Raw genomic sequence first — 18,509 nt, 5'->3', positions numbered from 1 at the left:
GCCGCTCGCTCCGTTCGGCAAGAAAGGCCGCCGCGCTGAGGATGCACCTGACGACAGTACTCTCCTGCCCTAGATGCTGATGGCCCACCGTTGTGCGCCGTTAACAAATCAAGCAAACCCAACATCTGGCACTTGCACCTGATTCTCGCACTGCCCCGCAGCGTAGCTAGCGCCGGAAAAGAATCCGGCAGGGGAGGTGCGAAAGCGGAATCAGGGATATTGCTTTCGCGTCGCCTAACATCTGGCCCTGTTTGCCCCTATTTGCCCGCCATCTGCATCAGAGTCTTGCGCGTAGGCATCAACAACAGGAGCCCCTTGATCGCGTAGATCACGATCAAAGTTCCACTCAGATCCCCTGCGAACATGACCAGAAAGCCTTGCACAAGATTGCTGCTATCGCCATGCAGGGCGAACCAGATATGGTGCAACAGCGGGCTAGCGACGGCATACGCAACAACGCAGAGCAATAGCCGCTTCGGCGTCAGATTGGTAAGCGACGCGCGCAGGCCGAAAATTTGCTGCGCAAGCCGATAGACCAGGTAGGGGGCGACTGTTGCCACGATGCCGCCCATGAATGCCCTGCTGAAGTCGTTCGGGAAAAAGTAGAAGAAGCTAACCAGCCACGATACGAGCAGCAACCCGATCGCACCAGCTTCTCCGAACAGCAGCGTGCACAAGAGCCGCATGCCAGCGGGCAGATAAACCCAGTTGATGCCGGGCACGAATTCCAGGTTGCGGAACAACCATTCGTTGAGCACCAACATCAGGATGAACATCACGATTGTCGTGATGACCATGCCGAGTTGCAGGCGTAGGTTTGACATTGGCGTAGAATTCCGCGGTGGTGAGTGGATGATAGCTGATCCGCGAACAGCACAAGTGCAGCCCCTCGCTTCTGGGGACGAATTCATGACCCGACCCGCTGATATCTACCTGCGATTCTTGCAGCTTGCCGAAGCGTTGCGAGGCCTGCCTGCGTTACCGGCCCTGGACCCGCTCGAGGAACGCATTCTCGAACTGGTAGCGCGGGCAAGCCAGACGCAAGAACGCTTATCCGTCAGGGACATGATGGCCAATAGCGATCTGGGGTCGCCCGCGACCCTGCACGCCCGCCTGAAGTCCATGCGCAAGAAGGGCTGGATCACGCTGTCGGATACGGAAGATGCGCGGCGCAAGCAGGTGGAACTGACGCAGGCCGCACTTCGCCATTTCGACAAGCTTTCCGAGTGCCTGGTAAAGGCAACGTCTGGCAAATAGGCGCGCTTTTTCAGCGTCTATCCCGATGCCATACTGCCCAACTGCGAGAGTCGGCACGTACAAGCGCTCGCCCTCTTCCATTCTGAAAAAAAGGCTGCTACACTTGTGTGCTTTCGCGCTGCAGCAACTTTCTGGCGCTGAAAATAACAAACGGGGTGTAGCTTAGCCTGGTAGAGCGCTACGTTCGGGACGTAGAGGCCGGAGGTTCGAATCCTCTCACCCCGACCAGTTTCACGGTCCCCGAGACCGTACAAAAAAGGCCGCACAGCAATGTGCGGCCTTTTTTCATTTGCGCGCGCGCCACCGCTCCGGCCGAATCCCACCTCTTGCTCGTCCCCCCGCGCAAGTAGGGTTGCGCCCGTGTCGCGCAAACGCCAATACCCCTCCCGGCTCGCCTTTACAAAAAGTGACCCCGGCGGCAAACTGCCCCGATTCGGGGTCTTTCGGCCGCTTGCCGGCCAACTAGCGTTTTGCCATGACACTTGGTCTAGCTCTTGCACAGAGCCGGCGTATCGCGCCGGCCCTGCTCGCCCAGCTTGAACAGTCGGCACGAGAAAAAAAGTCGCAGCTGATCGACGAGATCATCGCCAGCGGCACCATGACTGCGCATGATGTGGCGATCTTCGCGGCTGATAAATATCAGCTGCCCCTGGTCGATTTGAGTCAGTACAACCTGAACAAGGTGCCGCCGGCATTGGCGGGCAACCGTGAATTCCACGCACACCGGCTGCTGCCGCTGGGCCGGCGCGAAAACCGGCTGGTGCTGGCGCTGTCGGACCCCGGCAACCAGGCCGGGCTGGACGCCATCAAGCAGAAATACAACCTGCCGGTGGACGCCGTCGTGGTCGAGCACGACAAGCTGATGACCTACGTGCGCTCCGCCACTGACGACAGCGGCGGCACGCTCAAGTCGATCGCCCCGGCGCAGGCCGAGCGCAAGATGATCGAGTACGACCCGGTCGCCTCCGCCAGCGCGCTGCGCAACAAGACCGCGGCCGATATCGACGATGCGCCGGTGGTGCGTTTCCTGCACAAGCTGCTGACCGAAGCCTTCCACCGCGGCGCCTCCGACCTGCATTTCGAGCCTTTCGAAACCTTCTACCGCATCCGCTTCCGCGTGGACGGCGTGCTGCAGGAGGTCGCGCGTCCGCCGGTGGATATCCGCGACAAGATATCCACCCGCATCAAGGTGCTGTCGCGCCTGGACATCTCCGAGAAGCGCGTGCCGCAGGACGGCCGCATGAAACTGCTGATCGCGCTGCCCAAGGAGAAAGGCGGCGAGAAGGACGCCAAGGACAGCAAGGAGCCCAAGGAAACCATTGAGAAGGCGATCGACTTCCGCGTCTCTACGCTGCCGACCTTGTTCGGCGAGAAGATCGTGATCCGGATCCTGGAGTCGTCCTCCGACAAGCTGGACATCGACCAGCTCGGCTACGAGCCGGCGCAGAAGGCCATGCTGCTGGACGTCATCAAGCGCCCCTACGGCATGGTGCTGGTGACCGGCCCCACCGGCAGTGGCAAGACGGTCTCGCTGTACACCTTCCTGAACCGGCTGAACCAGGGCGACATCAATATCTCAACGGCCGAGGACCCGGCCGAAATCCAGTTGCCCGGCATCAACCAGGTCAACGTCAACGAGAAGGCGGGCCTGACCTTCGCCGCGGCGCTGCGCTCCTTCCTGCGGCAGGATCCGGACATCATCATGGTCGGCGAAATCCGCGACCTGGAAACCGCCGACATCTCGATCAAGGCCGCGCAGACCGGCCACCTGGTGTTCTCCACGCTGCACACCAACGATGCGCCGACCACGCTCACGCGCCTGATGAACATGGGCGTGGCGCCCTTCAATATCGCATCGAGCGTGCTGATGATCACCGCGCAGCGCCTGGCGCGCCGGCTGTGCTCCTGCAAGCGGCCCGGCGAACTGGCGCGCGAGGTGCTGGTCGACGCCGGTTTCCAGGAGGCGGATCTGGACGGCAGCTGGCAGCCGTATCACCCGGTCGGCTGCGAACGCTGCAACGGCAGCGGCTACAAGGGCCGCTGCGGCATCTATCAGGTGATGCCGATCAACGAGGCCATGCAACAGATCATCCTGACGCACGGCACGGCCTTGCAGATTGCCGAGCAGGCGCGCAAAGACGGCGTGCTATCGTTGCGCGAAGCCGGGCTGGCCAAGGTGAAACAGGGCGTCACCTCGCTCGAGGAAGTGCTGGCAACAACAAATACGTAGAAGCGTAAAAGCGTAAGAAACGCAAAACAACAAGATGTCATTGGGGGTCAATCATGGCTACACGCGCACCAGCCGCCGCCGCGCGCAAGGCGGCTGCGCCCAAGGGGAAATCCGGGCGTAAGGCGCCCACGCAGTACATCTTCGAGTGGGAGGGCAAGGACCGCAAAGGCAAGACCTTTTCGGGCGAACTGCGCGCCGAAAGCCAGGCCGAGGTCAATGCCACCCTGCGCAAGCAGGGGCTGACCGTCGTCAAGCTGAAGAAGCGCCGGGCGGCGCGCGGGCGCAGGATCACAGAGAAGGACATCGCGTATTTCACGCGCCAACTCTCCACCATGCTCAAGGCCGGCATCCCGCTGCTGCAGTCGATCGACATCATCGCGCGCGGGCACTCCAACCCCAACTTCACGCAACTGCTGGCCGAGATCCGCTTCGATATCGAATCGGGCAGCAGCATGGCGCAAGCCTTCCGCCGCCATCCGCGTTACTTCGACACGCTCTACTGCAACCTGATCGATGCCGGCGAGCAAGGCGGTATCCTGGATGCCCTGCTGGAGCGCTTGTCGCTCTACATGGAAAAGACCATCGCGCTGAAAAGCCAGATCAAGTCGGCCATGATCTACCCGATCGCCGTGCTGTCGGTGGCCTTTGCCGTGACGGTGATCCTGATGATTTTCGTGATCCCGGCCTTCAAGGGCGTGTTCTCCAGCTTTGGCGCCAACCTGCCGGCGCCCACGCTCGCCGTGATCGCGATGTCGGATTTCTTCGTCGACAACTGGTACCTGGTCATCGGCGCGCCAATACTGTCCATCACACTGTATATACGGAGCCTGAAACGATCGGAAAAAGTCCAGCGCGCCAGCGACCGCATGCTGCTCAAGCTGCCGATCTTCGGCTCGCTGTTCCGCAAGGCGGTAATCGCCCGCTGGACGCGGACGCTGGCGACCATGTTCGCCGCCGGCACGCCGCTGGTGGAGTCGATGGAATCCGTGGCCGGCGCCGCCGGCAACTGGGTCTACTACGACGCCACCAAGGAGATCGAACAATCGGTGCGCATCGGTACCAGCCTGACCAACGCCATGCAGGCCACCCATGTGTTCGACAATATGGTGCTGCAGATGACGCAGATCGGCGAGGAGTCGGGCGCGCTGGACAATATGCTGCTGAAGGTGGCCGAGTTCTACGAGCGCGAGGTCGACGACGCCGTGGCCGCCATCTCCAGCCTGATCGAGCCGCTGATCATCGTGGTGCTGGGCGTGCTGATTGGCGGCATGGTGGTGGCAATGTATCTTCCGATCTTCAAACTGGGACAGGTGGTGTAAGGCATGTGGCTGTTTTCCGCGGACGGCGCCAGCGGCGCGATTTCCTCACTGGCTGCCCCCGCGCAGACCATCGCCGGGCTTGCGGCGCTGCCGCCCTGGTTCCTGGTGGCCGCCGCCGCGCTGGTTGGCTTGCTGGTCGGCAGCTTCCTGAATGTGGTGGTGCACCGCCTGCCGCGCATGATCGACCGCGAGGAAGCCAACTACATCGCCGAGCTACGCGATGACCCGCTTCCCCATCCCGAGGCCTACAACCTGATGGTGCCGCGCTCGGCATGTCCGCACTGCGGACATGCCATCGGCGTGCTGGAGAACATCCCGGTGCTGAGCTATCTGGTGCTGCGCGGACGCTGTTCGGCCTGCCGCGCACCCATCGGCGCACGCTATCCCCTGGTAGAGGCAGCCACCGCGCTGCTGACCGCGCTGGCCGCCGCCCACTTCGGGCCGACCTGGCAGGCGCTGGCGGCCATCGCCATGATCTGGGCCCTGATCGCCCTCACCCTGATCGACGCCGACACGCAACTGCTGCCCGACCAGATCACCCTGCCGCTGCTGTGGCTGGGCCTGCTGCTCAATCTCGGCGGACTCTTCGCCCCGCTGGCCGACGCGGTGACCGGCGCCGCCGCAGGCTATCTGCTGCTATGGACGGTGTACTGGGTGTTCAAGCTGGTGCGCGGCAAGGAGGGCATGGGCTACGGCGACTTCAAGCTGATGGGCGCGATGGGAGCCTGGTTCGGCTGGCAGGCGCTGCCGGCGCTGGTGCTGCTGTCGTCGGTGGTGGCCCTGGTATTCGCGCTTGCCAATATCGCGCTGCGCCGTCAGGATCGCGATACGCACTTCGCCTTCGGCCCCTATATCGCCGGCGCCGGCCTGCTCGTGCTGTTCTTCGGCAGCAATGTGCTGCCGCTGGGCATCGCGGGCTGAATGACGCCGGCCGCATGCCGGCCCATGGAACCACGACAAGCACCACCGCAAGCTTTGAGATCGATATGCTGCAAATCGGACTGACCGGAGGCATCGGCTCCGGCAAGACTCGCGTGGCGGACCTGTTCGCCGCGCGCGGCGCCGCCCTGATCGACACCGACCTGCTCGCGCACGAGATCACCGCGCCGGGCGGCCTGGCCATCCCGGCCCTGCTCGAAGCGTTTGGCCCCACGTGCCTGCGCGACGACGGCGCCATGGACCGCAACGCCATGCGCGAGCTGGTGTTCTCCGACCCGGCGGCCAAGGCCCGGCTCGAAGGCATTACCCATCCCCTGATCCGCCAACTGACCGAAGCGCGCGCCGCCGCGATCCGCGCCTCCGGGCTTCACCCCTACCTGATCTACGTGGTGCCGCTACTGGTCGAATCAGGCTCATGGCGCGCGCGGGTGGACCGGGTGCTGGTGGTTGATTGCAGCGAGACCACCCAGGTCGCCCGCGTCATGGCGCGCAACGGCTTCAGCCAGGGCCAGGTCCAGGCCATCATGGCCAGGCAGGCGCGGCGCGGCGACCGCCTGGCCGCTGCCGACGATGTGATCGACAACGATGGGCCGCCGGAGGCGCTGCCAGCGCAGGTGGACCGTCTCGACCAGCTTTACCGCGGCCTGGCCGCTGGCTAGGCACCATGTTTGTGCGGCGACGAATGCCGCACCCTGAATGCTGCACCCTAAGTCGGCTGTTTCATTTGTTCTGATTTGCGGACTCGCATAGAATGCGCTGGAACCACGCGGGAAATGGCCGCATACTGCCGATATCGCGGGCCCACGCCGAGTCACATCGAGCGGACCCAGGCGCACCGGATGCAATCTCGGCTCCGATACGCCGCCCAGGGTCAGACTGCCCACCCGCCAACCCGCCCTGTTGCACGGACATACCCATTGATTCTGTACGAATATCCTTTTAACGAACGCATCAGGACTCTCCTGCGCCTGGAAGACCTGTTCGATCGGCTGGATTATTTCCTCGCCCAGGATCACGCCCTGCAGCATCATGTGGCGTTGACGACTCTGTTCGAGATCATTGACGTCGCCGGCCGCGCGGACCTGAAGACCGACCTGCTCAAGGAACTGGAGCGCCAGCGCCAGGCGCTGGCCGCGCTGCGCGCCAATCCGCAGATCGACCAGGGCGCGCTGGATGGCGTAATCGGTGAGATCGAGCAGGCCATGGCCCAGCTCAACCAGACCGTCGGCAAGGCCGGCCAGTTGCTCACCGACAACGAGTGGCTGACCAGTATCCGCAGCCGCGCCATCATCCCGGGCGGCACCTGCGAGTTCGACCTGCCGGCCTACTACGCCTGGCAGCATCGCCCCGCCGAAGACCGCCGCTCGGACATCCTCAAGTGGGCACGCCCGCTGGTGCCGCTTCGCATTGGCACCGACACCGTGTTGCGCCTGTTGCGCGAGTCCGGCCAGAGCGGCAAGGTCATCGCCACCGGCGGCAGCTACCAGCAGATGCTGTCCGGGCGCAGCTACCAGTTGATGCAGGTGCTGCTGGATGATTCCCTGCTGGCTTTCATCCCAGAGATGAGCGCCAACAAGTACATGCTGTGGGTTCGTTTCACGCAGCAGGATGGCGACCTTCGTCCGCGCTCGGTCGACGCCGACATCCCTTTCCTGCTCAAGCTCTGCAATTTCTGATTTTTGATTTCTGAAGCAATGACAACCGTAGTCAAATGCCCCACCTGCGGTACGGACGTGGCCTGGGTGCCGGAGAATAAATTCCGTCCCTTCTGCTCCAACCGCTGCAAACAGATCGACCTGGGCGCCTGGGCTTCCGAGAAGTACGTGATCGGCGGCAAACCCGGCGAGAACCCCTCGCAGRACCAGGAAGACGAGGAGTAAGCTCCGCAGGGCCGTTGCGGCCCCGCCAGTTCAGGCGCCGCCGCCCTCGGCAGCCAGCCAGTCCACCACGGGGATGGTGGCGGGCAGCAAGGGCCCCACGTCCACCGGCGCCGATTGCCATGAGAAGGCCTGGCCCTCGCGGCCGACCAGTTCGCCCGTCCACGCCGTGACCTTGCAGAAGTGCAGGCGCACATAGGCATGCGGGTAGTCATGCTCCAGCACGTGCCAGCGCACGCACGCGCCCACCTCGATGCCGAGTTCCTCGTGCAGTTCGCGCGCCAGCGCATCTTCCACCGATTCACCCTGCTCCAGCTTGCCGCCGGGAAACTCCCAGTAGCCTTCGTAGGGCTTGCCAGCCGGCCGCTGGGCCAGCAGGAAACGGCCGTCGGCCTGCACCATCACGCCCACGGCAACCTCGGTCACCTTGCGCGCCGGCGTGGCTTCGCCGGCTGCTCGCGCTGCCTCGCTCATGCCTGGCCGTCCTGCGCGGAAGCGATGAAGGGCTTGCCATGCTTGCCGCCCCAGTCGCGGGCGAACTGCCAGGCCACCCGGCCCGAGCGCGAGCCGCGCTCCAGGGCCCACACCAGCGCGTCGCCGCGCGCCGCGGCGACGTCTTCGGCGCTGCAGCCGAAATGCCCGAGCCAGTGGCCAACGATGGCCAGGTACTCGTCCTGCTTGGGCGGATAGAACGACAGCCACAGCCCGAAGCGCTCGGACAGCGAGATCTTTTCCTCCACCACCTCGCCGGGATGGATCTCGCCATCGTCGGTGTGCCGGTAGGTTTCGTTGTCCTTCATGTATTCGGGCAGCAGGTGGCGGCGATTGGAAGTGGCGTAGATCAGCACATTGTCCGACTGCGCCGCCACCGAGCCATCCAGCGCCGATTTCAGCGACTTGTAGCCCGACTCGCCTTCCTCGAAGGACAGGTCGTCGCAGAAGATGGCGAAGCGCTCCGGACGCCCCGACAGTTGCTCGACGATGTCGCCCAGGTCGCCCAGGTCGTCCTTGTCGACTTCCACCAGCCGCAGGCCATCCTTGACGAAGGCATTGAGGCAGGCCTTGATCAGCGAGGACTTGCCCGTGCCGCGCGCGCCCGTCAGCAGCACATTGTTGGCCGGCAGGCGCTGCACGAACTGACGCGTGTTGGCGACGATGGCGTCTTTCTGGCGCTCGATGTTCTTCAGGTCGTCGAGATGGATCGGCGGCAGCTGGCGGATCGCCTGCAGGTAGCCGATGTTGCCGAACAGGCTCTGCCGCTTGCGCCAGCGGAAGGCGACCGCTTCCTTCCAGTCAGACTCGGTCAGCTGGGGCGGCAGCCATTGTTCAAGGCGGGCGAGGAAACTGTCGAGGCGGGCGGCAAGGTCGGACATGGCGGCTTGAAGGAAAGGCTGGCGGATCGTTGGCGGGAGTGCTGGCGGCTAGCGCGCCGCCCCGCGCTGGCGGGAGCGGCACGCACGCGATGGTGCTTACGAACGGTAGTCCGCGTTGATCGAAACGTAATCGTGCGACAGGTCGCAGGTCCAGACCGTGGCGGTGGCATCGCCGCGCCCGAGCGCGATGCGCACGGTGATCTCGGCCTGCTTCATCACGCGCTGGCCGTCTTCCTCGCGATAATCGGGATTACGGCCGCCGTCGCGCGCGACCAGGACATCGTCCAGCCACAAATTGACATGCTCGACCTCGAGATCGTCGACGCCGGCGTAGCCCACGGCCGCCAGGATGCGGCCCAGGTTGGGGTCCGAGGCGTAGAAGGCGGTCTTGACCAGCGGCGAATGCGCCACCGCGTAGGCGATCAGGCGGCATTCGGCCACGTCCTTGCCGCCCTCGACCTGGATGGTCATCAGCTTGGTGGCGCCTTCGCCATCGCGCACGATCATCTGCGCCAGTTCCTGCGACAGGTCGGTCAGCGCGGCGCGCAGCGCCTCGAAATCCGCCCCTTCGGCACGCTCGATGGCCGGCGCGCCTGCCTTGCCGCTGGCGATCAGCACGAAGGAGTCATTGGTCGAGGTGTCGCCGTCGATGGTGATGCTGTTGAAGGAGCGGTCCGCCGCGTACGACACCAGTGCCTGTACGACGTCCTGCGACACCGTAGCGTCGGTAGCGATAAAGCCCAGCATGGTCGCCATATTGGGACGGATCATGCCCGCGCCCTTGCTGATGCCGGACAGCGTCACGGTCTTGCCGCCGATCTGCACGGTGCGCGAGGCGGCCTTGGGCTGCGTGTCGGTGGTCATGATCGATTCCGCCGCGGCCAGCCAGTTGTCGGCCTTGGCGTTGGCAATCGCGGCAGGCAGCGCGGCGACGATGCGGTCCACCGGCAGCGGCTCGAGGATCACGCCGGTCGAGAACGGCAGCACCTGCTCGGCAGCAATGCCGAGTTGCGCGGCCAGCGCGTCGCACGTGGCGCGGGCGTTGGCCAGGCCCGGTTCGCCGGTGCCTGCGTTGGCGTTACCGGTGTTGACCACGATCGCACGGATGCCCTTGGCCGCGGCCAGGTGCTCGCGGCAGACCTGCACCGGCGCGGCGCAGAAGCGGTTGCGGGTGAACACGCCGGCCACGGTGCTGCCTTCGGCAACGCGCACCACCAGCACGTCCTTGCGGTTGGCCTTGCGGACACCCGCTTCAGCCCAGCCGAGCTCGACGCCGGCGACAGGTTTCAGGTTCTCTGCCAGCGGCAGGGGCAGGTTGACGGCCATGTGCGTTCCTCTATGCGTTCGACGTTGCTGGTTATGCAGTTTCTGCTGCTGCCAGGCGGCGGCGGACAGTACATGGTGCGCCTCCCCTGACGAACATGCCCGCTTGCGCGGGCATGTTTGCTGACTTCACTGTGCGCGGCTTAGCTGAGCTTGCCGTGGCACAGCTTGAACTTCTTGCCGGAGCCGCACGGGCAGGGATCGTTGCGCCCCACCTTGGCCATGCCGGCAGCCTCAGCCGCGGCGGCGTAGGCGATGCCGGCACGCTCGGGCGCGCTGCTGCCGGCGCCCTCGGCCACCTGGGTAGCCTCGTCGAACTCGTCATGCTTGTACTGCACGTTGGCGAGATGCGACAGGCCTTCCTCGATCTGCTCCGAGGCCTGCTCGAGCTCTTCCGGAGACTGGATCTGCACGTTGAAGATCACGCGCGTGACTTCGACCTTGATCACGTCGAGCAGGCGGGCGAACAGTTCGAACGATTCGCGCTTGTATTCCTGCTTGGGATCCTTCTGCGCATAGCCGCGCAGGTGGATGCCCTGGCGCAGGTGGTCCAGCGCCGCCAGGTGTTCGCGCCAGTGGGTGTCGATGCTTTGCAGCATCACCGAGCGCTCGAACCCGGCAAAGGATTCGCGGCCGACCTGGCTGACCTTGGCTTCGTAACGCTCGTCGGCGGCACGCATGATCAGGTTCAGCAGTTCTTCGTCCTCGATGCTCTGCGCGGCCTCGATGGTCTTGGCCAGCGGCACTTCCAGCGACCATTCGTCGCGCAGCTTGGCTTCCAGGCCGGCGATGTCCCACTGCTCTTCCATGGTGTCGGCCGGCACGTGGTCGCGGAACATCTCGACCAGCACGCTCTCGCGCAGGTTCTTCACCATCTCGCCGACATCTTGCGACTCGAGCACTTCATTGCGCAGCTTGTAGATTTCCTTGCGCTGGTCGTTGGCAACGTCGTCGTACTGCAGCAATTGCTTGCGGATATCGAAGTTGCGGCCTTCGACCTTGCGCTGGGCGGACTCGATCGAGCGCGTGACGATGCCCGCCTCGATCGGCTCTCCTTCCGGCATCTTCAGGCGTTCCATGATGGCGCGCACGCGGTCGCCGGCGAAGATGCGCAGCAGCTGGTCGTCCAGCGACAGGTAGAAGCGGGACGAGCCCGGGTCACCCTGGCGGCCGGCACGGCCACGCAGCTGGTTGTCGATACGGCGCGACTCGTGGCGCTCGGTGCCCACGATATGCAGGCCGCCGGCGGCCTTGACCTGCTCGTGCAGCGACTGCCATTCGCCCTTCAGCTGGGCGATGCGCGCGGCCTTGTCGGCGTCGGATAGGCTTTCGTCGGCCTCGATAAAGCCGGCCTGCTTCTCCACATTGCCGCCCAGCACGATGTCGGTACCACGGCCCGCCATATTGGTGGCGATGGTGACCATCTTGGGCCGGCCCGCCTGCGCCACGATCTCGGCTTCACGCGCGTGCTGCTTGGCGTTGAGCACCTGGTGCGGCAGTTTTGCCTTGTTCAGCAGGTCCGAGAGGTATTCCGAAGTCTCGATCGAGGTGGTGCCCACCAGCACGGGCTGGCCGCGGTCGTAGCAATCGCGGATATCGCGCACCACGGCATCGTAGCGCTCGGTCGAGGTCTTGTAGATCTGGTCCTGGAAGTCCTTGCGCTGGGCCGTGCGGTTGGTGGGGATCACCACCACTTCCAGGCCATAGATTTCCTGGAATTCGTAGGCTTCCGTATCGGCCGTGCCGGTCATGCCGGACAGCTTCTCGTACATGCGGAAGTAGTTCTGGAAGGTGATCGTGGCCAGCGTCTGGTTTTCCTGCTGGATGGTCACGCCTTCCTTGGCTTCCACCGCCTGGTGCAGGCCGTCGGACCAGCGCCGTCCCGTCATCAGGCGGCCGGTGAACTCGTCGACGATCACGACTTCGTCGTTCTGCACCACATAATGCTGGTCGCGATGGAACAGGCTGTGCGCGCGCAGGGCCGCGTACAGGTGATGCATCAGCGTGATGTTCTGCGGCGCGTAGAGCGATTCGCCCTCGCCGATCAGGCCCTGCTGCGCCAGGATCACCTCCGCCTTCTCATGGCCGGCCTCGGTCAGGTAGACCTGGTGGCCCTTCTCGTCGACGAAGTAGTCGCCCGGCTTCTCGACGCCGGTGCCATCGGCCTTTTCCTCGCCAATCTGGCGCTCGAGCAGCTTGGGAACGCCGTTCATGCGCTGGTACAGGTCGGTATGGTTCTCCGCCTGGCCCGAGATGATCAGCGGCGTGCGCGCCTCGTCGATCAGGATCGAGTCCACCTCGTCGACGATGGCGTAGTTCAGCGGCCGTTGCACGCGCTGGCCAGGGTCGTAGACCATGTTGTCGCGCAGGTAATCGAAGCCGAACTCGTTGTTGGTGCCGTAGGTGATGTCGGCCGCATAGGCCGCCGCCTTCTGGTCATGCGGCATCTGCGACAGGTTCACGCCGACCGACAGGCCGAGGAAGTTGTACAGGCGCCCCATCCATTCGGCGTCGCGCTGGGCCAGGTAGTCGTTGACCGTGACAACGTGCACGCCCTTGCCGGTGATGGCGTTGAGGTACACCGCCAGCGTCGCGGTGAGGGTCTTGCCCTCGCCGGTGCGCATTTCGGCGATCTTGTTATCGTTCAGCACCATGCCGCCGATCATCTGGACGTCGAAGTGGCGCATCTTCATGATCCGCTTGCTGGCCTCGCGGCACACCGCGAAGGCCTCGGGCAGCAAGGCCTCGAGCGACTCCCCGGCGGCATGGCGCTGCCGGAAGACCTCGGTCATGCCACGCAGGTCGTCATCCGAAAGTGCCTCGAACTTCGGCTCCAGCGCATTGATCTGCGCGACGGTCCTGCCATATTGTTTGATCAGCCGTTCATTACGGCTGCCGAAGACTTTCTTGAGAAGGCCCGTGATCATCGATTGCTTTCACCTACGCGAGTGGTACGCCGCCGTGGTACGCACTAGGCGGCCTGGCCGCCGGCTTGGCCGGCTGCCCAGGGCGGACCGCGCGAGGAAATAGGAAGATTGGCGCAAAACGCCGAGTTTATCACGCGCGCGGGTCACGACCGGAACCAAGCGGCGGGCGAAACGCTACCTGTCCGGATGGGGCCCGCGCATCCAATCCCCCCGACATCGGGGCGGGTCGCGGATTCTTCAACGGATTGCCGTACGATCGGTTGGAATTATTGCCTGGGCAACCTGCGCAGGTGATGATTTCGCCACGGCGAGGAAGCGATTCGGATTCTGCGGCACACCGTCCACATGCACCTCGAAATGCAGGTGGGCGCCTGTGGAGCGCCCGGTGGAGCCCACCAGCGCGATCTGCTGGCCCGGCTTGACGAGGTCGCCGGGCTTCACCAGCAGCCTGGAAGCATGCGCATAACGGGTCTTGAGGCCATTGCCGTGATCGAGATCGATCAGGTTGCCGTATTCGGCGTGCCACTCCGCCGCCGCCACCACGCCCCCGGCGGCCGCGACGATCGGCGTGCCCGCGGGCGCGGAAAAATCGACGCCGTCATGCGGGGAGCGGCGCCCGGTAAATGGGTCGAAGCGCCAGCCGAAGCCGGATGCATCGTAGCCGGTCGCTACCGGCAGCACGCGTGGAACCCGGCGATCCTCGATCCGGCGATCCAGCAAGGTGCTGGCCACCACATCGAAATAGTCCGCATGCCTGTCAGCCTGCTCGGACAGACTCGCCAGCGCGAGTTGCAGCTCAGGCAGACTCGAGGTGCGCGACTGCGCCGAGGGCGCGAGGCCACCACGGCCAGGCGGCTGCTTGAAGTCGAATTCCTTGGGTGCGATGCCGGCAAGCCCGGAAACCCGCTCGCCAAGCGCATCCAGCCTCACCATACGGGCCTGGATCTCGCCCACGCGGGCGGCCAGCACATTGAGATTGGCGCGCAGGTAGGCATCGTCGCCCGGTGCACGGACTGGCGCGCTAATGCCCGCCCGCGCCACGATCCAGGTCAGCGCCGACGAGACCAGCGCGACAACCAGGCACAGCAGCACGATGCCGGCGAAAATCTTCCCCCGTGACAAGGTGAAATGACGCACGCGCGGCAGGCGCGGATGAAGCACGATGATCTGCATGATGCAATCCTTCCCATGCAAGGCCTGGCGCCGGCTTCGTGGCTGCGGCGCATAAGCCGCCGCGCTGGCGCGAACGGCACGCTAGAATGCGCGCATGCGCATGTTTACCCATCACGCCCTCCAGACGCCCGCCGCCAAGCCGCTTAACGACTGGCTGGACAAAGCCGGCCCGGTCTCGGCCCTGATGCAGACGGCGCGGGAACTGGCGGTACTGGAAGCTGAGGTGCTGTCGCTCCTGCCACGCGGCCTGCAGGACGGCATCGCTGTCGCGGGCGTCAAGCAGGACGCCCGCGGTGTCGGCCAAGGCCAGTCGGAGCGAACTTTGCTGTTGCTGGCCGCCCATGGGGCAGCCGCTGCACGTGTCCGGCAAGTGGTTCCTACACTACTTTCCAGGTTGCAACAGCGGGGATCGCAGATTACCGCAATCCGGGTGAGGGTACAACCCGAGGTGGGCCGGCAGAGTGACTGGGACACCGGGCCGGTAGTGCGGCCCAAGGTGGCCCGGATGTCGGCGACCGGCTTGTCCAGCCTGACGCAACTGGCGCAGGAGTTGCCCGAGTCGCCGTTGCGGGATGCCCTGAATACCCTGTTGTCGCATCATCGGCAAAAGACGACGACCGGCGCTGGTTCCTGAAGCCCGTGCCCTGGACGTAAAAAAGCCGGCTTGCGCCGGCCTTCCGGTGATACCAGAACCCTGCCCCCCCGGCAGGCGTTATGCAAACACCGGCTGCAACTGCGGCAAAAACGCCGGCGGCGCTTCCTCGGCCCGCTCGAACGTCACCATCTCATACGCTTCCTGATCCGCCAGCAATGCCCGCAACAGCTGGTTGTTCAGCCCGTGGCCGGATTTGTTGGCGACATAGGCACCAATCAAGGGATGGCCGACCACRTASAGRTCGCCRATCGCATCRAGGATCTTGTGGCGCACGAACTCGTCGCCGTAGCGCAGYTCCTCRTTGTTCAGCATSCGRTGCTCRTCSAGCACGATGGCGTTRTCCAGRCTGCCGCCACGSGCCAGCCCCATCTCCCGCAACGCCTCGACTTCGTGGGCGAAGCCAAAAGTGCGGGCGCGGGCAATCTCGCGCACGTAACTTGTATCGGCGAAATCGATGGAGAAGGTCTGGCCGGTCTTGTCCACCGCGGGGTGACGGAAGTCGATGGTGAAAGCCAGCTTGAAGCCGAAGTAAGGCTCCAGGCGCGCCAGCTTGTCGCCCTCGCGGACTTCCACGGCCTTCTTCACGCGGATAAAACGCTTGGGCGCGGACTGCTGCTCGATTTCGGCCGACTGCAACAGGAAGACGAAGGATGCAGCGCTGCCGTCCATGATCGGGATTTCCTCGGCATCGACATCCACGTACAGATTGTCGATGCCAAGGCCCGCGCAGGCGGACATCAAATGTTCCACGGTCGACACGCGCGCGCCATCCTTCTGCAGGACCGATGCAAGACGCGTATCGCCAATGGCTGACGCGCTCGCGGGGATCTCGACGGCTTCGGGCAGGTCGACGCGGGTGAATACGATACCGGCATCCACCGGAGCCGGGCGCAGCGTCAGCGTCACTTTACGGCCCGAGTGCAAGCCTATGCCAACGGTCTTGACCAGGGATTTGATGGTGCGCTGTTTGAGCATGACGTTCTCAGCTATTATTAAAATCTATCAAGTACACTTTCTAATATAGCGATTTTACCATTGCTTCGTTTGCTGCGCTGCGCCACTTTGTTTCGGTCTGTTAGTACCGAAGAAATAAGCCGCCACAAGTGCACTTTAAGTAACTTGTTAGTTACTCAATGACACATTCACGTATTACGCGCGCAACGCCGCAAGCACCGCTTCAGCGCTGCTGACCTTGAATTCGCCAGGCGCTTCAAGCCACAGGTGGGTCACCACGCCATCGTCGATGACCATGGCGTAACGCTTGGAGCGTACACCCATGCCGCGTGCGGTAAGGTCCTGGTCCAGGCCCAGGCGGCGCGTCCACTCGGCGCTGCCATCGGCCATCATGCGCACCTTGCCTTCGGTGTTCTGCTCGCGGCCCCAGGCGCCCATGACAAAGGCATCGTTGACCGAGACGCACCAGACTTCGTCCACGCCGGCCGCGCGCAGCGCTTCGGCCTGCGCCAAGTAGCCCGGCACATGCTTGGCGGAGCAGGTGGGGGTAAAGGCGCCGGGCAGGCCGAACACCACGATCTTGCGGCCACGGGCGAGTTCGGCGGCCGAGAAGGAATTGGGCCCGAGAGCGCAGCCGCCGGTCTCGACCTCAAAGAACTCGTTCAGCGTGGCGTCGGGCACACGCGCTCCAATTTCGATCATGCTGTGTCTTCCTGTCTCGGTAAAAACCCTGTTTAGCATCATAGTGCGCCAGCCGCAGGCGCCCAAGTCTGACACTGCCGGGTATGCCGTAGGAATTGTCCGACATAGGCGAGACTTTGGCTGGCGGAGGGAGCCTATGGCGCCGCGCGCAGATCTGCGCGGCACGCCAGACTCGTTTCCTGGGCGGCATTGATGGCGCCAGGCTCAAGGCCCGGAGGGCTTCGAGCCGCACTGCTTTTCAAATGGGTCCGCGTGCCGATCTTGCGATCGACGCGCGGACGACGGCACATCCCGGCCGGGATGGCGGGAGACCAGTCCGGGGAGGCGGCCGGAGGCACGCCTGTCCCGGCGACGGGATGCGGCCTGAGGGCGTCAGCGCGGGTGCGGCATGGCTGGCTGCTGGTCAGTCCACCGCCACCGGGCGCAACACGAGCGGATAGGGAGCGCTAGCGTGTTTCGCCGATCCGGGGCGGGGCCTGGCTGGCAGCCGGCCTTGTCGACACCTTGCCGAGCCAACTCAGTCCGCCTGCTTGCGCAGGAACGCCGGGATGTCGTACGTATCCACACCCTTTTCCTGCAACGCGGCCACGTGGGCGGACGCAGACTCGCGCGAGCTGCGCCATACCGCCGGCGTGTCCAGGTTGCTGTAATCGGGAGCGCTGCTGTGGCCGGCGTTCACGCTGCTGGTCATATTGCCCATCATCTGCACCGGCATATTGTCGGTACCGGTCTTGAGCAGGGTCATCGGCTGTTGCTTCTTGGCCGAACGGCCCAGGCCCGTCGCCACCACCGTCACGCGCAGCGCGTCGCCCATGGAATCGTCGTACACCGTACCGAAGATCACGGTGGCATCTTCCGCGGCATAGCTGCGGATGGTGTTCATGACTTCCTTGGTTTCCGACAGCTTCAGCGAGCGGCTGGCCGTGATGTTGACCAGCACGCCGCGCGCGCCCGACAGGTCCACGCCTTCCAGCAGCGGGCTGGCGACAGCCTGCTCGGCAGCCAGGCGGGCGCGGTCCACGCCCGACACGGTAGCCGTGCCCATCATGGCCTTGCCCTGCTCGCCCATGACCGTCTTCACGTCTTCGAAGTCGACGTTCACCAAGCCATCGACGTTGATGATCTCGGCGATGCCCGCGACTGCGTTATGCAGCACGTCGTCGGCGCACTGGAAGCACTTGTCCATCTCGGCGTCGTCGCCCATGACCTCGAACAGCTTCTCGTTAAGCACAACGATCAGCGAATCGACGCAGGACTCCAGCTCACCGGAACCGGCTTCCGCCACCTTGGCACGGCGCGCGCCTTCGAACTCGAAGGGCTTGCTGACCACGCCCACGGTCAGGATGCCCATTTCCTTGGCAACCTGGGCCACGACCGGTGCAGCGCCGGTACCGGTGCCGCCGCCCATGCCGGCAGTGATGAAGACCATATGGGCACCGCGCAGCGAGTCGGCGATCTGCTCGCGCGCCTGATCCGCGCAGTTGCGGCCGACCTCCGGCTTGGCGCCTGCCCCAAGGCCGGTGTTGCCGAGCTGCAGCACACGCGAAGCGCTGGAGCGCTTGAGCGCCTGCGCATCGGTGTTCATGCAGATAAATTCGACGCCTTGCACGCCACGGCTGATCATGTGCTGCACAGCGTTGCCGCCCGCGCCGCCCACGCCGATCACCTTGATGATGGTGCCGTCCTGCAATTCCGTTTCGATCATGTCAAAGTCCATCACTGCCTCCAAGTAGTATCAGCCGCCAAACGCTGCAGCCTCCCCGCCGCAACCCTTGGTTAC

General features: G+C 64.3%; 17 protein-coding genes and 1 tRNA gene. 9 read left to right on the top strand and 9 right to left on the bottom strand.

The window, feature by feature from the left end; genetic code table 11:
• Window positions 1-257: 257 nt before the first annotated feature.
• Window positions 258-824 carry a hypothetical protein gene (locus AC1DT6_RS10495; protein WP_441625611.1) on the bottom strand — a complete coding sequence of 189 codons (567 nt, stop codon included), beginning with the start codon at window positions 822-824 and terminating at the stop codon, window positions 258-260.
• An 85-nt stretch (window positions 825-909) separates the two neighbouring features.
• On the opposite strand from AC1DT6_RS10495, the gene AC1DT6_RS10490 reads away from it, so the two are divergent.
• From AC1DT6_RS10490 to AC1DT6_RS10455, 8 genes are all read left to right on the top strand, one after another.
• Window positions 910-1,257, top strand: coding sequence for a transcriptional regulator (locus AC1DT6_RS10490; RefSeq protein WP_035875574.1), 348 nt, complete (start codon window positions 910-912; stop codon window positions 1,255-1,257).
• A gap of 151 nt (window positions 1,258-1,408) precedes the next feature.
• A tRNA-Pro gene (locus AC1DT6_RS10485) sits at window positions 1,409-1,485 on the top strand.
• 247 nt (window positions 1,486-1,732) lie between these two features.
• Window positions 1,733-3,487 carry a type IV-A pilus assembly ATPase PilB gene (gene pilB, locus AC1DT6_RS10480; protein WP_441625614.1) on the top strand — a complete coding sequence of 585 codons (1,755 nt, stop codon included), beginning with the start codon at window positions 1,733-1,735 and terminating at the stop codon, window positions 3,485-3,487.
• Between the two features lie 53 nt (window positions 3,488-3,540).
• Window positions 3,541-4,806 (top strand): type II secretion system F family protein, encoded by a 1,266-nt coding sequence (locus AC1DT6_RS10475; protein WP_441625616.1) that lies wholly within the window; start codon window positions 3,541-3,543, stop codon window positions 4,804-4,806.
• 3 nt (window positions 4,807-4,809) lie between these two features.
• The gene (locus AC1DT6_RS10470; RefSeq protein ID WP_441625618.1) at window positions 4,810-5,727 is read left to right on the top strand and encodes a prepilin peptidase; all 918 of its coding nucleotides are present in this window, start codon (window positions 4,810-4,812) and stop codon (window positions 5,725-5,727) included.
• 65 nt (window positions 5,728-5,792) lie between these two features.
• Window positions 5,793-6,404 (top strand): dephospho-CoA kinase, encoded by a 612-nt coding sequence (gene coaE / locus AC1DT6_RS10465; protein WP_441625620.1) that lies wholly within the window; start codon window positions 5,793-5,795, stop codon window positions 6,402-6,404.
• 258 nt (window positions 6,405-6,662) lie between these two features.
• Window positions 6,663-7,421: a cell division protein ZapD gene (zapD, locus tag AC1DT6_RS10460; RefSeq protein ID WP_035875582.1), complete on the top strand. Its 759-nt coding sequence runs from the start codon at window positions 6,663-6,665 to the stop codon at window positions 7,419-7,421.
• Between the two features lie 18 nt (window positions 7,422-7,439).
• Complete coding sequence (locus AC1DT6_RS10455; RefSeq protein ID WP_477114656.1) at window positions 7,440-7,625, top strand: DNA gyrase inhibitor YacG; 186 nt, start codon at window positions 7,440-7,442, stop codon at window positions 7,623-7,625.
• 30 nt (window positions 7,626-7,655) lie between these two features.
• Here the strand turns inward: AC1DT6_RS10455 and AC1DT6_RS10450 are convergent, their stop codons facing one another.
• The 5 genes from AC1DT6_RS10450 to AC1DT6_RS10430 form a co-directional block, all read right to left on the bottom strand.
• On the bottom strand, window positions 7,656-8,096 hold the full coding sequence (locus AC1DT6_RS10450) for an NUDIX domain-containing protein (RefSeq protein ID WP_441625622.1): 441 nt from the start codon (window positions 8,094-8,096) through the stop codon (window positions 7,656-7,658).
• Window positions 8,093-8,995 carry an ATP-binding protein gene (locus AC1DT6_RS10445; protein ID WP_045237177.1) on the bottom strand — a complete coding sequence of 301 codons (903 nt, stop codon included), beginning with the start codon at window positions 8,993-8,995 and terminating at the stop codon, window positions 8,093-8,095. The genes AC1DT6_RS10450 and AC1DT6_RS10445 overlap by 4 nt, the downstream gene beginning before the upstream one ends.
• Before the next feature lie 96 nt (window positions 8,996-9,091).
• Window positions 9,092-10,321 (bottom strand): bifunctional glutamate N-acetyltransferase/amino-acid acetyltransferase ArgJ, encoded by a 1,230-nt coding sequence (gene argJ, locus AC1DT6_RS10440; RefSeq protein WP_441625625.1) that lies wholly within the window; start codon window positions 10,319-10,321, stop codon window positions 9,092-9,094.
• A 140-nt stretch (window positions 10,322-10,461) separates the two neighbouring features.
• A complete protein-coding gene (secA, locus tag AC1DT6_RS10435) occupies window positions 10,462-13,245 on the bottom strand; it encodes a preprotein translocase subunit SecA (protein ID WP_477102588.1) in 2,784 nt (927 codons plus the stop codon).
• Between the two features lie 237 nt (window positions 13,246-13,482).
• Window positions 13,483-14,418: a M23 family metallopeptidase gene (locus AC1DT6_RS10430; RefSeq protein ID WP_441625629.1), complete on the bottom strand. Its 936-nt coding sequence runs from the start codon at window positions 14,416-14,418 to the stop codon at window positions 13,483-13,485.
• Between the two features lie 94 nt (window positions 14,419-14,512).
• On the opposite strand from AC1DT6_RS10430, the gene AC1DT6_RS10425 reads away from it, so the two are divergent.
• Window positions 14,513-15,052 carry a hypothetical protein gene (locus tag AC1DT6_RS10425; RefSeq protein ID WP_035875596.1) on the top strand — a complete coding sequence of 180 codons (540 nt, stop codon included), beginning with the start codon at window positions 14,513-14,515 and terminating at the stop codon, window positions 15,050-15,052.
• Between the two features lie 78 nt (window positions 15,053-15,130).
• On the opposite strand, the gene lpxC is transcribed toward AC1DT6_RS10425, so the two are convergent.
• From lpxC to ftsZ, 3 genes are all read right to left on the bottom strand, one after another.
• Window positions 15,131-16,048: a UDP-3-O-acyl-N-acetylglucosamine deacetylase gene (lpxC, locus tag AC1DT6_RS10420; RefSeq protein WP_441625631.1), complete on the bottom strand. Its 918-nt coding sequence runs from the start codon at window positions 16,046-16,048 to the stop codon at window positions 15,131-15,133.
• Between the two features lie 174 nt (window positions 16,049-16,222).
• Complete coding sequence (locus AC1DT6_RS10415) at window positions 16,223-16,729, bottom strand: peroxiredoxin (RefSeq protein ID WP_045237181.1); 507 nt, start codon at window positions 16,727-16,729, stop codon at window positions 16,223-16,225.
• 517 nt (window positions 16,730-17,246) lie between these two features.
• Window positions 17,247-18,446, bottom strand: coding sequence for a cell division protein FtsZ (gene ftsZ / locus AC1DT6_RS10410; RefSeq protein WP_035875600.1), 1,200 nt, complete (start codon window positions 18,444-18,446; stop codon window positions 17,247-17,249).
• Window positions 18,447-18,509: the final 63 nt, after the last annotated feature.

It is taken from the genome of Cupriavidus sp. 01L45 (genome assembly GCF_056399885.1).
The sequence above is the reverse complement of the archived record's forward strand: the minus strand, read 5'-3'. Positions and strand labels throughout refer to the sequence as shown.

Bases quoted from the DNA above. Each gene is read 5' to 3' on its own strand.
- AC1DT6_RS10415 (WP_045237181.1), bottom strand. From the start codon at position 16,729: ATGATCGAAATTGGAGCGCGTGTGCCCGACGCCACGCTGAACGAGTTC.
- AC1DT6_RS10425 (WP_035875596.1), top strand. From the start codon at position 14,513: ATGCGCATGTTTACCCATCACGCCCTCCAGACGCCCGCCGCCAAGCCG.
- AC1DT6_RS10475 (WP_441625616.1), top strand. From the start codon at position 3,541: ATGGCTACACGCGCACCAGCCGCCGCCGCGCGCAAGGCGGCTGCGCCC.
- coaE (WP_441625620.1), top strand. From the start codon at position 5,793: ATGCTGCAAATCGGACTGACCGGAGGCATCGGCTCCGGCAAGACTCGC.
- argJ (WP_441625625.1), bottom strand. From the start codon at position 10,321: ATGGCCGTCAACCTGCCCCTGCCGCTGGCAGAGAACCTGAAACCTGTC.
- AC1DT6_RS10470 (WP_441625618.1), top strand. From the start codon at position 4,810: ATGTGGCTGTTTTCCGCGGACGGCGCCAGCGGCGCGATTTCCTCACTG.
- pilB (WP_441625614.1), top strand. From the start codon at position 1,733: ATGACACTTGGTCTAGCTCTTGCACAGAGCCGGCGTATCGCGCCGGCC.
- ftsZ (WP_035875600.1), bottom strand. From the start codon at position 18,446: ATGGACTTTGACATGATCGAAACGGAATTGCAGGACGGCACCATCATC.
- AC1DT6_RS10495 (WP_441625611.1), bottom strand. From the start codon at position 824: ATGTCAAACCTACGCCTGCAACTCGGCATGGTCATCACGACAATCGTG.
- AC1DT6_RS10490 (WP_035875574.1), top strand. From the start codon at position 910: ATGACCCGACCCGCTGATATCTACCTGCGATTCTTGCAGCTTGCCGAA.
- AC1DT6_RS10445 (WP_045237177.1), bottom strand. From the start codon at position 8,995: ATGTCCGACCTTGCCGCCCGCCTCGACAGTTTCCTCGCCCGCCTTGAA.
- AC1DT6_RS10430 (WP_441625629.1), bottom strand. From the start codon at position 14,418: ATGCAGATCATCGTGCTTCATCCGCGCCTGCCGCGCGTGCGTCATTTC.
- secA (WP_477102588.1), bottom strand. From the start codon at position 13,245: ATGATCACGGGCCTTCTCAAGAAAGTCTTCGGCAGCCGTAATGAACGG.
- AC1DT6_RS10450 (WP_441625622.1), bottom strand. From the start codon at position 8,096: ATGAGCGAGGCAGCGCGAGCAGCCGGCGAAGCCACGCCGGCGCGCAAG.